The organism is Cellulomonas sp. ES6 (assembly GCF_030053835.1).
Classification (GTDB): Bacteria; Actinomycetota; Actinomycetes; order Actinomycetales; family Cellulomonadaceae; genus Cellulomonas.
Genome location: NZ_CP125655.1, coordinates 3,841,250 through 3,853,875 on the forward strand (window position 1 = coordinate 3,841,250; position 12,626 = coordinate 3,853,875).

Annotated in this window: 11 protein-coding genes; 7 read left to right on the plus strand and 4 right to left on the minus strand. The window is 74.5% G+C overall.

All coding sequences use genetic code 11. The features are described from left to right. Positions 1-20: 20 nt before the first annotated feature. From P9841_RS17785 to P9841_RS17805, 5 genes are all read left to right on the plus strand, one after another. The gene (locus P9841_RS17785) at positions 21-1,445 is read left to right on the plus strand and encodes an outer membrane protein assembly factor BamB family protein (RefSeq protein WP_283319909.1); all 1,425 of its coding nucleotides are present in this window, start codon (positions 21-23) and stop codon (positions 1,443-1,445) included. A 174-nt stretch (positions 1,446-1,619) separates the two neighbouring features. Continuing rightward, positions 1,620-3,389 carry a 2-isopropylmalate synthase gene (leuA, locus tag P9841_RS17790; protein ID WP_283319910.1) on the plus strand — a complete coding sequence of 590 codons (1,770 nt, stop codon included), beginning with the start codon at positions 1,620-1,622 and terminating at the stop codon, positions 3,387-3,389. 454 nt (positions 3,390-3,843) lie between these two features. After that, entirely contained in the window at positions 3,844-4,575 is a 732-nt protein-coding gene (gene recO, locus P9841_RS17795) for a DNA repair protein RecO (protein ID WP_283319911.1), read from the plus strand. Next, positions 4,575-5,351: an isoprenyl transferase gene (locus tag P9841_RS17800; protein ID WP_283319912.1), complete on the plus strand. Its 777-nt coding sequence runs from the start codon at positions 4,575-4,577 to the stop codon at positions 5,349-5,351. Before recO ends, P9841_RS17800 begins: the two co-directional genes overlap by 1 nt. Before the next feature lie 71 nt (positions 5,352-5,422). After that, entirely contained in the window at positions 5,423-5,779 is a 357-nt protein-coding gene (locus P9841_RS17805) for a VOC family protein (protein ID WP_283319913.1), read from the plus strand. Positions 5,780-5,808: 29 nt separating this feature from the next. Here the strand turns inward: P9841_RS17805 and P9841_RS17810 are convergent, their stop codons facing one another. Next, on the minus strand, positions 5,809-6,468 hold the full coding sequence (locus tag P9841_RS17810; protein WP_283319914.1) for a DedA family protein: 660 nt from the start codon (positions 6,466-6,468) through the stop codon (positions 5,809-5,811). Positions 6,469-6,673: 205 nt separating this feature from the next. On the opposite strand from P9841_RS17810, the gene P9841_RS17815 reads away from it, so the two are divergent. Both P9841_RS17815 and P9841_RS17820 read left to right on the plus strand, forming a co-directional pair. Further along, positions 6,674-8,764: a glucose PTS transporter subunit IIA gene (locus P9841_RS17815; protein ID WP_283319915.1), complete on the plus strand. Its 2,091-nt coding sequence runs from the start codon at positions 6,674-6,676 to the stop codon at positions 8,762-8,764. 151 nt (positions 8,765-8,915) lie between these two features. Further along, complete coding sequence (locus P9841_RS17820) at positions 8,916-9,770, plus strand: PRD domain-containing protein (RefSeq protein ID WP_283319916.1); 855 nt, start codon at positions 8,916-8,918, stop codon at positions 9,768-9,770. Positions 9,771-9,776: 6 nt separating this feature from the next. On the opposite strand, the gene P9841_RS17825 is transcribed toward P9841_RS17820, so the two are convergent. The 3 genes from P9841_RS17825 to P9841_RS17835 are packed head-to-tail and all read right to left on the minus strand — an operon-like array spanning position 9,777 to position 12,546. Further along, positions 9,777-10,712, minus strand: coding sequence for a metal ABC transporter permease (locus P9841_RS17825; RefSeq protein WP_283319917.1), 936 nt, complete (start codon positions 10,710-10,712; stop codon positions 9,777-9,779). Continuing rightward, positions 10,709-11,575, minus strand: coding sequence for a metal ABC transporter ATP-binding protein (locus P9841_RS17830; protein WP_283319918.1), 867 nt, complete (start codon positions 11,573-11,575; stop codon positions 10,709-10,711). Before P9841_RS17830 ends, P9841_RS17825 begins: the two co-directional genes overlap by 4 nt. Then, entirely contained in the window at positions 11,572-12,546 is a 975-nt protein-coding gene (locus P9841_RS17835) for a metal ABC transporter substrate-binding protein (RefSeq protein ID WP_283319919.1), read from the minus strand. The genes P9841_RS17830 and P9841_RS17835 overlap by 4 nt, the downstream gene beginning before the upstream one ends. Positions 12,547-12,626: the final 80 nt, after the last annotated feature.

Sequence of the window (12,626 nt, forward strand, 5' to 3'; positions counted from 1 at the left end):
GCGCGCGGTCTCGTGCGACGATGCAGGACGTCGAGCTGGTCGACGTCGACGGCACGAGCGCGGCCCGGGACGGCGTCGCTCCCGTGCGGCGCCACCGTCGCGCCGGGCGCCCGGGCGGCGGGCAGCCGACCGCCCGGCGGTGGGCCGTCGTCGCGATCACGGTGGCCCTCGTCGCGGGCGGTGCGGTGGGCGCGGGGCTGGCGGCGGGCGGCGACCCGGCCCGGCCCCGGACCGCGGCGGGCATGCTCCGCCCGGTGGACGACCCGCCGTGGACGCGCTGGCGCGCACCGGTGACGCGTTCGGAGGACCTGCTCGCGGCCGAGGGCGTGCTGCTCGCGGCGTCCGTGCGCGAGGGGCGCTTCCGGGTGACCGCCTGGGACGTCGTGACCGGCGGCCGCCGCTGGGACCAGGACCTCGGCCCGGCCGCCGGCACGCGGCCGCTCACGGGGTGCCTGCCCGACCCCGACGGGACGAGCGACGTCGTCGTGTGCGTGGTGGAGCCGCCCGTCGTGGCGACGGACCCCGCGCACCCCTCGACGGTGCCGTTCCCCGCACCGGACGAGCGCTGGGCGCGGGTGTCGGCGCTCGACGCGGCGACCGGCGCGGTGCGCAGCACGTTCACGCTCGTGGGGCGGCTGGCGGCGGTCGAGCGGCTGGCGGACGACGTCGTCGTGCTGAGCATCGCGCCGGACGGCCACCCGCAGGTCGCCCGCTACTCCGCCGAGGGCGGCCACCTGCGCTGGTGGTACCGCGGTGCCGAGCCGCTGCGGCTGCGCTCGGGCATCGTCTCCGGCTCGGAGCTGAGGGTGGACGACGCGTTCGTGCTGGTGCAGGGGTGGTCCGCGTCGGTGCTGGACGCCGCGGACGGCTCCGTCATCACCACCGGGACGCCGCGGTGGTACACGATCGGCGCGCTCGCGCAGGGCGTCTTCGGCACCTGGTCGAGCGGTCAGGGCGGCACGGTGCGGGACCGGAGCGGCAAGGAGCTCTTCCGGTCGTCGGCGCTCTTCCCGTCGTTCACGGCGACGGACCGCCGGCCGTCCGACGTGCTCGTGCTGGACAGCGGCGGCAGCGTCGTGGGCCGGTCCCTGCCGGACGGCGACGAGCTGTGGCGGCTCGACACGTACCGCGCGGCGCGGCTGCGCGTCGACGGCAAGCTCGTCCTCGTGGGTGTGGACGGCTACCAGGTGGTCGACGTCCGCACCGGCGACGTGCTGTGGCAGACGCCCGGCCAGACGCTCATGTGGTGGGCCCCGCTCACCGACGGGCGGCTCGTCCTGTCCGCCGGCCGGACGGGCTCCGGGGCGTCGACGATCGAGGCGCGGCGGCTGGTGGACGGGGTGCTCGAGTGGAGCCTGCCGGTGCCCGACGGCGTGCGGGCGGTGACCGAGGTCGGCGGCCACCTCGTGCTCCGGACGCGCGACGAGATCCTGCTGCTCCAGTGACGTCCGGATGCTGAGCGCTTGCGGTCCGACCGACGGGCAGGGGTACAGTGCTGACGTGCTCTCGCTCCGCACCCTCCTCCTTCGCCGCCGCGACGAGGCCCTCTAGGCCGGATCCTCGTCGCGGTGTTCGGTGCGCCGGCTGACCCGCAGCACCCGCGACGCGAAGGACCTCCGATGAGCTACCACGACAGCAACCCCCAGCAGCCGTCCGGCATGCCGGTGCACAAGTACCGCCCGTTCGCCGACCAGATCCGCGTCGAGCTGCCGGACCGGACCTGGCCCACGAAGCAGATCACGAAGGCCCCGCGCTGGTGCGCGGTCGACCTGCGCGACGGCAACCAGGCCCTGATCGAGCCGATGAACGCCGCCCGCAAGCTGGCGATGTTCGAGCTGCTCGTCGAGATGGGCTACAAGGAGATCGAGGTCGGCTTCCCGTCCGCCTCGCAGACGGACTTCGACTTCGTCCGGATGCTCATCGACGAGGGCCGCATCCCCGACGACGTCGTCATCCAGGTCCTGACGCAGTCCCGCGAGCACCTCATCGAGCGGACGTACGAGGCGATCGCCGGCGCGAAGCAGGCCATCGTGCACCTGTACAACTCCACGTCGGTCCTGCAGCGCGAGGTGGTGTTCCGGTCCGACGAGGACGGCATCGTCGACATCGCCGTCTCCGGCGCCCGGCTGTGCAAGAAGTACGAGGAGAGCGTCCCGGGCACCGAGGTGTTCTACGAGTACAGCCCGGAGTCGTACACCGGCACCGAGCTGGAGTTCGCGGCGCGCATCTGCAACGCCGTGCTGGACGTGTTCGAGCCCACCGCCGACAAGCCGGTGATCATCAACCTGCCCGCGACCGTCGAGATGGCGACGCCCAACGTCTACGCGGACTCCATCGAGTGGATGGGCCGGAACCTGCGGTACCGCGAGCACGTCGTGCTGTCGCTGCACCCGCACAACGACCGCGGCACCGCCGTCGCCGCCGCCGAGCTGGGCTACCTGGCCGGCGCGGACCGCATCGAGGGCTGCCTGTTCGGCAACGGCGAGCGCACCGGCAACGTCTGCCTGGTCACGCTCGGCATGAACCTGTTCAGCCAGGGCGTCGACCCGGAGATCGACTTCGCGGTCGGCGGCGGCATCGATCACATCCGGCGTGTCGTCGAGCACTGCAACCAGATGGCCGTCCCCGAGCGGCACCCGTACGGCGGCGACCTGGTGTTCACGGCGTTCTCCGGGTCGCACCAGGACGCGATCAAGAAGGGCCTGGACGCCCTGGAGGCCCGTGCGGCCGCCGAGGGCAAGGGCGTCGACGACGTCGTCTGGGCCGTGCCGTACCTGCCGATCGACCCGAAGGACGTCGGCCGGTCGTACGAGGCGATCATCCGCGTCAACTCGCAGTCCGGGAAGGGCGGCATCAGCTACCTGATGAAGTCCGAGCGCGACCTGGACCTGCCGCGCCGGCTGCAGATCGAGTTCTCGCAGGTCGTGCAGCGGTTCACCGACGCGAACGGCAGCGAGGTCACCGCGGACGAGCTGTGGCGGATCTTCACCGACGAGTACCTGCCCGTCGAGCCGGGGTCCGACCTCGCGCCGTGGGGCCGGTTCGCGCTGCGCGGCACCCGCACCACCAGTGGCGAGGAGGGCCCGGACACGCTCGCGGTGGACCTCGTGGACGGCGGCGTGGACCGCACCGTCGAGGCGTCCGGCAACGGGCCGATCGCGGCGTTCGTCGCGGCGCTCGGGCAGGTCGGCGTCCGCGTCCAGGTGCTCGACTACGCCGAGCACGCCCTGTCCGCCGGCGGCGACGCGACGGCCGCCGCGTACGTGGAGTGCGCGGTCGGCGACCAGACGCTCTGGGGCGTCGGCATCGACCCGTCCATCACGACCGCGTCGCTCAAGGCCATCGTGTCCGCGGTGAACCGCGCCGAGCGCGCGTCCGCCCCCGCCTGACCCGGCGCGGGCCCCACGACGGGGGCCGGCACCACCCCTGACCGGCCCCCGCGCCCGGTCCCGCCCACCGCGCCACCCGCGCGCCGGTGCGGGGCCGGGCGTCGCCGCGTCCGGTCGCATCGACTCCCCCCCGGTCGTTCGGATCCGAACGACCGGACTCGCCGGGTGTGTCGGTGCGAACGGATCCGAACGACGGACCACGGGAGCGCAGAGGACCGGGCAGTCGGGGGTGCGCGGGCGGCCGGGTGTCAGCGGTGCGCGGGCGGCCGGGTGTCAGGGGTTGCGCGGGCGGAGGGATCCGAACGACCAGGCGCGCCGGGCGTGTCGGCGCGAGGGGATCCGAACGGCCGGAGGCTCGGGGCGTGTGGGGGACCGGGGGGCGCTCCGTGCAGGGTGCGCGGGCGGGCGGCGCGGGCAGCACGCGAACGGGGGCGCGGCGGGGGACAATAGGGGCGTGAGCCTCTACCGCGACGAGGCGATCGTGCTGCGCACCCACAAGCTCGGGGAGGCGGACCGGATCGTCACCCTGCTGACCCGCACCCACGGCAAGGTGCGCGCGGTCGCGAAGGGAGTCCGGCGCACGACGTCCCGGTTCGGGTCGCGGCTCGAGCCGTTCATGCACGTCGACGCCCAGCTCAGCACGGGCCGGAGCCTCGACGTCGTCACGCAGGTCGAGACCCTCGGCGCCTACGGCCGGCCGGTCTGCGAGGACTACGCGCTGTACACCGCGGGCACCGTGATGCTGGAGACCGCCGAGCGGCTGGTCGAGGCGGAGCGGGAGCCGTCGCTGCAGCAGTACTGGCTGCTGGTCGGCGCCGTGCGGTCGCTCGCCGGGCGCGAGCACGCGCCGGGGCTCGTGCTCGACTCGTACCTGCTGCGCGCCCTCGCCATCGCCGGGTGGGCGCCGTCGTTCACCGACTGCGCGCGCTGCGGCCGGCCCGGTCCGCACCACTCGTTCGCGGTCGCTCAGGGCGGTGCCGTCTGCCTGTCCTGCCGCCCGCCGGGCGCCACCGCGCCGGCGCCGGAGACCCTCAGCCTGCTGGCCGCGCTGCTCGCCGGGGACTGGCCCGTCGCCGAGGCGTCCGCCGAGCGGCACCGCAAGGAGGGCAACGGGCTGGTGTCCGCGTACTCCCAGTTCCACCTGGAGCGCACGCTGCGCTCGCTGCCGATGGTCGAGAGGATCTGATGCCGGTCCCACCGCCGCCGCACCCCAGCGGCGCCCGCCCGCCCGTGCTGCCGAAGGAGCTCGTCCCGAAGCACGTCGCGATCGTCATGGACGGCAACGGCCGGTGGGCGAACGCGCGCGGGCTGCCCCGCACGGCCGGGCACGCCGCGGGGGAGGCGTCCCTGCTGGACGTCGTCGCCGGCGCCATCGAGATCGGCGTGACGCACGTGTCGGCCTACGCGTTCTCGACGGAGAACTGGTCGCGCTCGCCCGAGGAGGTGCGGTTCCTCATGGGCTTCAACCGGGACGTCCTGCGCCGGCGCCGCGACGTGATGAACGACTGGGGCGTGCGGGTGCGCTGGGCGGGCCGGCGGCCGCGGCTGTGGCGGTCGGTGATCTCCGAGCTCGAGGAGGCCGAGCGCCTGACCGCGGGCAACACGACCTGCACGCTGACGATGTGCGTGAACTACGGCGGCCGGGCGGAGATCGCGGACGCCGCGAAGGCGATCGCGCAGGACGTGGCCGCCGGCCGGCTGCGCGCCGACAAGGTCAGCGAGAAGACGGTCCAGCGGTACCTCGACGAGCCGGACCTGCCCGACGTCGACCTGTTCCTGCGGTCGTCGGGGGAGCAGCGCACGTCGAACTTCATGATCTGGCAGGCGGCGTACGCGGAGCTCGTGTTCCTGGACGAGCCGTGGCCGGACGTCGACCGGCGCCACCTGTGGCGGGCGATCGAGACCTACGCCCGCCGCGACCGCCGCTACGGGGGCGCGGTGGACCAGCCGGCGCAGGCCTAGCGTCCCGACCTGCGCGGACGCGGCCGGCGAACTGGGCCCCGGGTGTCGGTGGTGGGACCTAGGTTGGGCCCATGAGCGCGATGACTGTAGGCATGATCAACTTCGACACGACGGACGCGGCGTCCCTGGCGGGCTGGTGGGCTCGGCACACCGGCGGCACGGTGCAGGACGAGGCCGGAGGCGGCTTCGTGCTCGTGACCTCCGAGGGCGGGCCGACGCTGGCGTTCCAGCGCGTGGCCGACCCGACGCCGGGCAAGAACCGGCTGCACCTGGACCTGCACGTGCCCGACCGGACCGCCACGGCGCAGGAGCTCGTCGCCGACGGCGCGACCCTGGTCGCGGAGCGGACGGAGCACGGGTTCACGTGGACGGTGCTGGCCGACCCGGACGGCAACCAGTTCTGCCTGGCCCAGGAGGACGGCGCCTGACGGCGGGGCTGGGCGCGGGCGCGGCGGCGTCAGACGACGGGTGACGTCCGGTCCGCGGACGCGTCCGTCGCCGCCGGCCCGTCGGCCACGGGCCGCCGGCCGGCCCGGTGCCGGCGCAGGGCCACCACGACGACGACCGCGACGACGGCGACGACACCCGCCAGCGCCCACGGCGAGCGCGCAGCGAGTCCGACGGCTCCCCAGACGACGCCGAGCCCGACGGTGCCCCAGATCGCCGACCACGCGACGCTGCCGGGGACGGACGCGACGACGAAGCGCAGGTAGGGCATCCGCAGCAGGCCGGCACCGACGAACACGGCCGTCTGCACGCCGACCGTCACGTAGGCGAAGGTCACGGCGAGCGGGCCCCAGCGGTGCACGAGGGCGAGCCCGCGGCGCGCGGCGCGGGTCTGCACGAGCCGCTGGGCGCGGGCGCGCAGGGCGGCGCCACGGCGGGCGTCGTCCTCGGCAGCGGCCGCGGCGGCGGCGGTGGCGGTGTCAGCAGCGGTGGCGTCAGCGGCGGGCGCACCGGCCACCGCCTGGTCCGCGAGGTGCGCGGCGCCCGAGTACACGCCCCGCCCGAGCCAGTAGAACAGGTGCGAGCGCGCCATCACGATGACGAACAGCGCGGCGAACACGAACCACAGCGGGCGCCCCGCCATCCCGTACGCCGCAGCCACGTCCGTCACCCCGGGAAGTCTACGGGGGCACCCCGGGACGTTCGTCCGGCACGGAGCCCCCGGCGGCGCGTGCTACTGTCCTCGCCGAGCTTGAGCTCATCCACAGGATTGTTACCCGCCACCGTCGCGGGGCAAGACCTGGGCCGCAGAGATGCGTCCCGGGTCTTTTTTTGTGCCCGGACGCCGGTGGACGTTTCCAACGAGGGAGTCCCAGATGACGTCCGCGACGACGCGCGACAGGGCCGAGGAGATCATCGCGGCGGTCGGAGGACCGTCGAACGTCCTCAGCCTCACCCACTGCGCCACCCGGCTGCGCTTCGAGCTGCGCGACGCCTCCGTGGTCGACCAGCCGACCGTGGAGCGGATCCCCGGCGTGATGGGCGCGGTGCCGCAGTCCGGCGACCGCTACCAGGTCGTCATCGGCGGCGCGGTGCAGACCGTGTACACGCAGATCATGCACCTGCCCGAGATGGCGGGGGTCGGCGCGGCCCGGCAGTCCGACGCGGACGTGAAGGCCGCGGCCCGGTCGAAGGCGCGCGGCAAGGTCGCGTGGCTCGACGCGGTGTTCGAGTACCTGTCGGACTCGTTCCGCCCGCTGCTCGGCGTGCTGCTGGGCGCGTCCCTGATCATCGCGTTCGCCGCGGTGCTCGACGCCCTCGGCGTCGTGGACTTCCGCGCGGCGGACAAGCCGGCGACCTGGGTGTTCGTCGACGCGATGTGGCGCGCGGTGTTCTACTTCCTGCCGATCATGGTGGCGTACAACGCCGCGAAGAAGCTGCAGGTCGACCCGTGGCTGGGCGCCACCGTCATGGCCGCGGTCATGACGCCGAACTTCCTCAGCCTGACGGACGCCGCGTCGACCGTCTGCACCACCAACGCGACGCTCGGCACGACGGCCTGCGTGGCGGACGTCTTCGGGCTGCCGATGCAGCTCAACGACTACGGCGGCCAGGTGTTCGTGCCGCTCATCATGGTCGCGGTGCTCGCGCCGCTGTACCGCGGGCTGAAGCGGGTGTTCCCGGAGAACATCCAGATGGTGTTCGTGCCGTTCCTGTCGATGGTCGTCATGATCCCGGTCACGGCGTTCCTGCTCGGCCCGCTCGGCATCTGGCTCGGGTCGGGCCTCGGTGACGGCCTCGCGTGGCTGAACGGCAACGCGCCGATCGTGTTCGCCATCGTGATCCCGCTGATCTACCCGTTCCTGGTGCCGCTGGGCCTGCACTGGCCGCTGAACGCGCTGATGCTGGTCAACCTGAACACCCTCGGCTACGACTTCATCCAGGGCCCCATGGGCGCGTGGAACTTCGCCTGCTTCGGCGCCACCGCCGGCGTGCTCGTGCTCGCGGTGCGCGACAAGGACGTGCAGATGCGCCAGACGGCCACCGGCGCGCTCGCGGCGGGCCTGCTCGGCGGCATCTCCGAGCCGTCGCTCTACGGCATCCACCTGCGGTTCAAGCGGATCTACCCGCGCATGCTCGTCGGGTGCCTCGTGGGCGGCGTCATCATCGGCGTGCTCGGCGGCGTCGACACCCAGGCGTTCGCGTTCACCTCGCTGCTGACCATCCCGGTGTTCGACCCGATGCCGGTGTACGCCATCGCGGTCGCCGCGGCGTTCGCGGTCTCGATGGTGCTGGTCATCGTCTCCGACTACCGCACGCCGGAGCAGCGCGCCGAGGCCGCCGCCGCCCGGGCGCAGGCCGAGGCCGACCTCGCGCTCGAGGCCGCGGCCCCCGCCGCCGCCCCTGCTGCCACGTCGCCGTCCGCCGCGTCGCCGGCCGCCTCCCCGGCGGCGACCGTCACGGCGACCGCCACGGCCGCCGCCCCCGCCGCGGTGGCGCTGGCGACCGCCCCGACCACGGTCGTGGCGTCGCCCGTCGCCGGCGAGCTGGTGCCCCTCGCGCAGGTCGCGGACCCGGTGTTCGCCTCGCAGGCCCTCGGTGAGGGCGTCGGCGTGGTGCCGACGTCCGGCGAGGTCGTCGCCCCGGTCGCCGGGGAGCTCGTGACGGTCGCGGACACCGGGCACGCGTTCGGGATCAAGACGGCCGACGGCGTCGAGGTGCTGGTGCACGTCGGCATCGACACCGTCCGGATGGCGGGCGAGGGCTTCGCGGTCGCCGTCGCCAAGGGCCAGCACGTCGCCGTCGGCGACCGGCTCGCGACCGTGGACCTCGACGCGGTCCGCGCCGCGGGCTTCGACACCACGACGGTCGTGACGGTGCTCAACTCGCGGGCGCTGACCTCGGTGTCGCCGCGTCCGGCAGGTAGCGTCGTCCCGGGCGACGCGGTCGTCGACGTGGAGCCCTGAGCCGCACCGCACCCACGCGGTACCGGCGGACGGCGCGGCGCCCGGCCCTCGCGGGTCGGGTGCGGCGCCGTCCGCCGTCCGCGTCCGTCCCGCAGCACCACCCGCGACCCACCCCGACCGAGCCGCCCGACCCCGACCCAGGAGCGACGCCGTGGACGTCCTGCGCGTGTTCAACAACAACCTGGTGCTGGCGCGCGACGACCGCGGCGCCGAGGTGATCCTCACGGGCCGCGGCCTGGGGTTCCAGGCGAAGCCGGGCGACCACGTCGCCGACGACCGGGTCGTGCGGGTGTTCCGGCCCGACGACGGCCGCGACCCCGACCACCTGGCCGGCCTGCTGGCGGGCATCCCGCCCGAGCACGTGCAGCTCGTCGGGGACGCCCTGACGGAGATCGGGCTCGAGCGGCTCGCGGCCAAGCCGGCGCTCGTCGTCGCGATGGCCGACCACATCGGGTTCGCCCTGCGCCGCGCGGAGCAGGGCCAGGCGGTGGAGTACCCGCTGCTGGCCGAGGTGACCAACCTCTACGCCGAGGAGCACGAGCAGGCCACGGCGCTGCTCGCGGCGGTGAACGCGCGGGTCGGGACCCCGCTCCCGCCGACCGAGGCCGTGGGCCTGGCGCTGCACCTCGTCAACGCGGGGTTCGCGACCGGGGACCTGTCGTACAGCTACACGATGACCGGCCTGATCCAGCAGTTCCTCGACGTCGTGGCCGGGGCGTACGGCGTCGAGCTGGTCCCCGGCAGCGTGAGCGTCGGCCGGTTCGTCACGCACCTGCGGTACCTGTTCGTCCGGATCCACCAGCGCCGCCAGCTCGACGACCACCGCCACTCCGCGGTCGGGGACGCGATCCGCCGGACCTACCCGGAGGCGTCCGAGACCGCGGACCGCCTCGCGCGGCTGGTGGAGCTGCGGCTGCAGGCCGGGCTCACCGAGGACGAGGTGTCGTACCTCGCGCTGCACGTCGCGCGCATCGCGCAGGACGCGCGCACGCCGGACGACGCGTAGCGGCGGCTAGCAGCGCTCCGCGCCGGCGGCGGGCAGGTCGACGTCGTCCGGCAGCTCCGGGTGCGGGTCGTGGTGCGGGGCGTCGGAGCGCCGTGGGCGCAGCAGCGGGCGCGTGACCGCGACCAGCGCGTACAGGCCGATGGCGAGGAGCACGATCGTCGCGCCCGGCGGGATGTCCTCCCAGTACGTGATGGACAGCCCCACGATGCTGACGCCGACCCCGATCCCGCTGGCCACGGCCATCGTGCGGGCGAACGACCCGGCGAGCAGCTGGGCGACGGCGACGGGGACGATCATGAGCGCCGACACGAGCAGCAGCCCGACGACGCGCATCGCGATCGTGACGGTGAGCGCGGACATCGTCGCGACCACCATGTTGAGCGCGGTGACGGGCAGACCGGAGCCGCGGGCGAACTCCTCGTCGTGGCTGACGGCGAACAGCACGTGCCGCAGGCCGAGCCCGACGGCGAGCACCCCGACGGCCAGCCCCACGGTCCACCACAGGTCCCCGGTCGAGACGGTCGAGATGGACCCGAACAGGTAGGACACGAGGTTGGCGTTGGTGCCGCCCGCGAGCTTGATGAGCAGCACGCCGCCGGCGATGCCGCCGTAGAACATCAGCGCGAGCGCGAGGTCGCCGGAGGTGCGGCCGCGGGCGCGCACCCACTCGATGACGACCGAGCCGATGATCGCCGCGACGACCGCGCCCGGGACGGCGAGCGTGTCCTGCGGGACCAGCCCGGCCCACGTGCCGACCAGCCAGCCCAGGGCGACGCCGGTGAGCGCGACGTGCCCGATGCCGTCCCCCATGAGGGCGAGCCGCCGCTGGACGAGGAACGTCCCGACGACGGGCGCCGCGGCGCCGACCAGGACCGCCGCGAGCAGGGCGCGCTGCATCAGCGGGGACGACAGCATCGACCCGAGGGTCTCGAACCAGGTCACGGGAGGACCTCCATCGACAGCCCGGTCGACCCGGCCTCGGGCGGCGGGGGGTCGGCGTGCGGGTGGGTGTGCTCGTGGCCGGCGCCGGCGTGCTCGCCGCGCGCGGTCGGCGGCGGGCCGTCGTAGACCACGCGGCCGTGCCGCAGGGCGACGGCCCGGTCGATGAGGTCGGCGAACGCCCCGAGCTCGTGCAGGATGACCAGGACGGTCCCGCCCGCGCGCTGCCGCTCGCGCACCGTGGCGACGAACGTCTCCTGCGTCGGCAGGTCGATGCCGGAGGTCGGCTCGTCCAGCACCAGCAGCTCGGGGTCGCGCACCAGGGCGCGCGCGATGAGCACCCGCTGCTGCTGCCCGCCGGACATCTGGAGCACCGACCGGCGCGCGTGCCCGGTCATGCCGACCTCGTCCAGCGCGGCCAGCGCGCGGCGGCGCGCGTCGCGGGGCGGGCGGAGCCGGCGGCCGTGCACCAGGCCGGACATGACGACCTCGAGCGCGGTCGCGGGGACGCCCGCACCGACGGGCAGGCGCTGCGGCACGTAGCCGACCCGCTCCCACGGCACGCCCGCACCGAGCGGTGCCCCGAGCAGGTGGACCTCGCCGGCGGTGCGCGGGACGATGCCGAGCAGCGCCCGCACCAGCGTCGACTTGCCGGAGCCGTTCGCGCCCAGCAGGGCGACGACCTCGCCGCGCTCGACGCGCAGCCCCACGCCGGTCAGGATCGGCTGGCCCCCGAGGACCACGTCGACCCCGGTGGCCGAGACGGCGGGCACGGCCCCGGGCGGCTGCGGCGCGCCGGAGGGTCGCCGGGCGGGGTCGGCCGGGGCCGCCGGGGGGCCGGCGGGGCGGTCCGGTGCGTCGGTCATGCGCACGAGAGTGCCGTACGCAGCGTCTCCAGGTTGGTCTTCGCGACGGAGACGTAGTCCTGCGTGTCGTCCGTGAGGCCCTCGAGCGGGTCCAGCACGGCGGTCTGGACGCCCAGCTCGTCGGCGAGCGTCTCGGCGACCTTCGGGCTCGCGAGGGTCTCGAAGAAGATCGTCGTCACGCCCTCGTCGCGCACCACGTCGCCCACCTCGGCCAGGCGCGCCGGCGACGGCTCGCCCTCGGGGTCGATGCCGGAGATGCCGACCTGCTCGAGGTCGTAGCGGTCCGCGAGGTAGGAGAACGCCTCGTGCGTGGTGACGACGGTGCGGCTCTCGCAGGTCGCGAGCCCGGCCGCGTACTCGTCGTCCAGGTCCGTCATGGCCTGCGCGAACGTGCGGGCGTTCGCCTCGAACTCGTCCGCGTGGTCGGGGTCGAGCTCGCCGAGCTGCGCGGCGACGTCGTCGGCCACGGCGGGCAGCCGGCTGGGGTCCAGCCAGAAGTGCGGGTCGAGGGAGCCGTGGTCGTGCTCCTCCTCGCCGTGCTCGTCGTCCGCGTGCTCCTCGCCGTCCTCGGTGTGCTCCGCGGCGTGCAGCTCGGTGTCCTGCGCGGCGTCGACGACGTGGCCCGGCGGGTTCGCCTCGACGGCGTCGTCGACGGCGGCCTGGAACTGCGAGAGGTACACGACGAGGTCGGCGCGCCCGACCTGGTCGACCTGCGCGGGGGAGAGCTCGAGGTCGTGCGGCTCGGCCCCGGGCGGCGTCAGGGACTCGACGGAGACGAGGTCACCGCCCACCTGCTCGGCGACGTACTGCAGCGGGTAGAACGACGCGAGCACCTGGACGCCGCCGGAGTCGCCCGACCCGCCGGACCCGCCGGAACCGCCGGACGAGCAGGCGGACAGCACGAGCACCGCCGCTGCGGCCGTGGCGGCAGCGGGGGCGAGGGTCGACAGGGTGCGGCGGCGAGTGGACATGAGAGCCATTCTCGTTGTGTTGAGAACGAGTGTCAAAACACGACGTCCCGGGTGCGGGTGCCGCCCGGTAGCCTTGCTCG

Excerpts from the sequence above, each read along its gene's own strand:
- P9841_RS17785 (WP_283319909.1), top strand. The coding sequence starts at position 21 with ATGCAGGACGTCGAGCTGGTCGACGTCGACGGCACGAGCGCGGCCCGG.
- leuA (WP_283319910.1), top strand. The coding sequence starts at position 1,620 with ATGAGCTACCACGACAGCAACCCCCAGCAGCCGTCCGGCATGCCGGTG.
- P9841_RS17800 (WP_283319912.1), top strand. The coding sequence starts at position 4,575 with ATGCCGGTCCCACCGCCGCCGCACCCCAGCGGCGCCCGCCCGCCCGTG.
- P9841_RS17805 (WP_283319913.1), top strand. The coding sequence starts at position 5,423 with ATGAGCGCGATGACTGTAGGCATGATCAACTTCGACACGACGGACGCG.
- P9841_RS17815 (WP_283319915.1), top strand. The coding sequence starts at position 6,674 with ATGACGTCCGCGACGACGCGCGACAGGGCCGAGGAGATCATCGCGGCG.
- P9841_RS17830 (WP_283319918.1), bottom strand. The coding sequence starts at position 11,575 with ATGACCGACGCACCGGACCGCCCCGCCGGCCCCCCGGCGGCCCCGGCC.
- P9841_RS17835 (WP_283319919.1), bottom strand. The coding sequence starts at position 12,546 with ATGTCCACTCGCCGCCGCACCCTGTCGACCCTCGCCCCCGCTGCCGCC.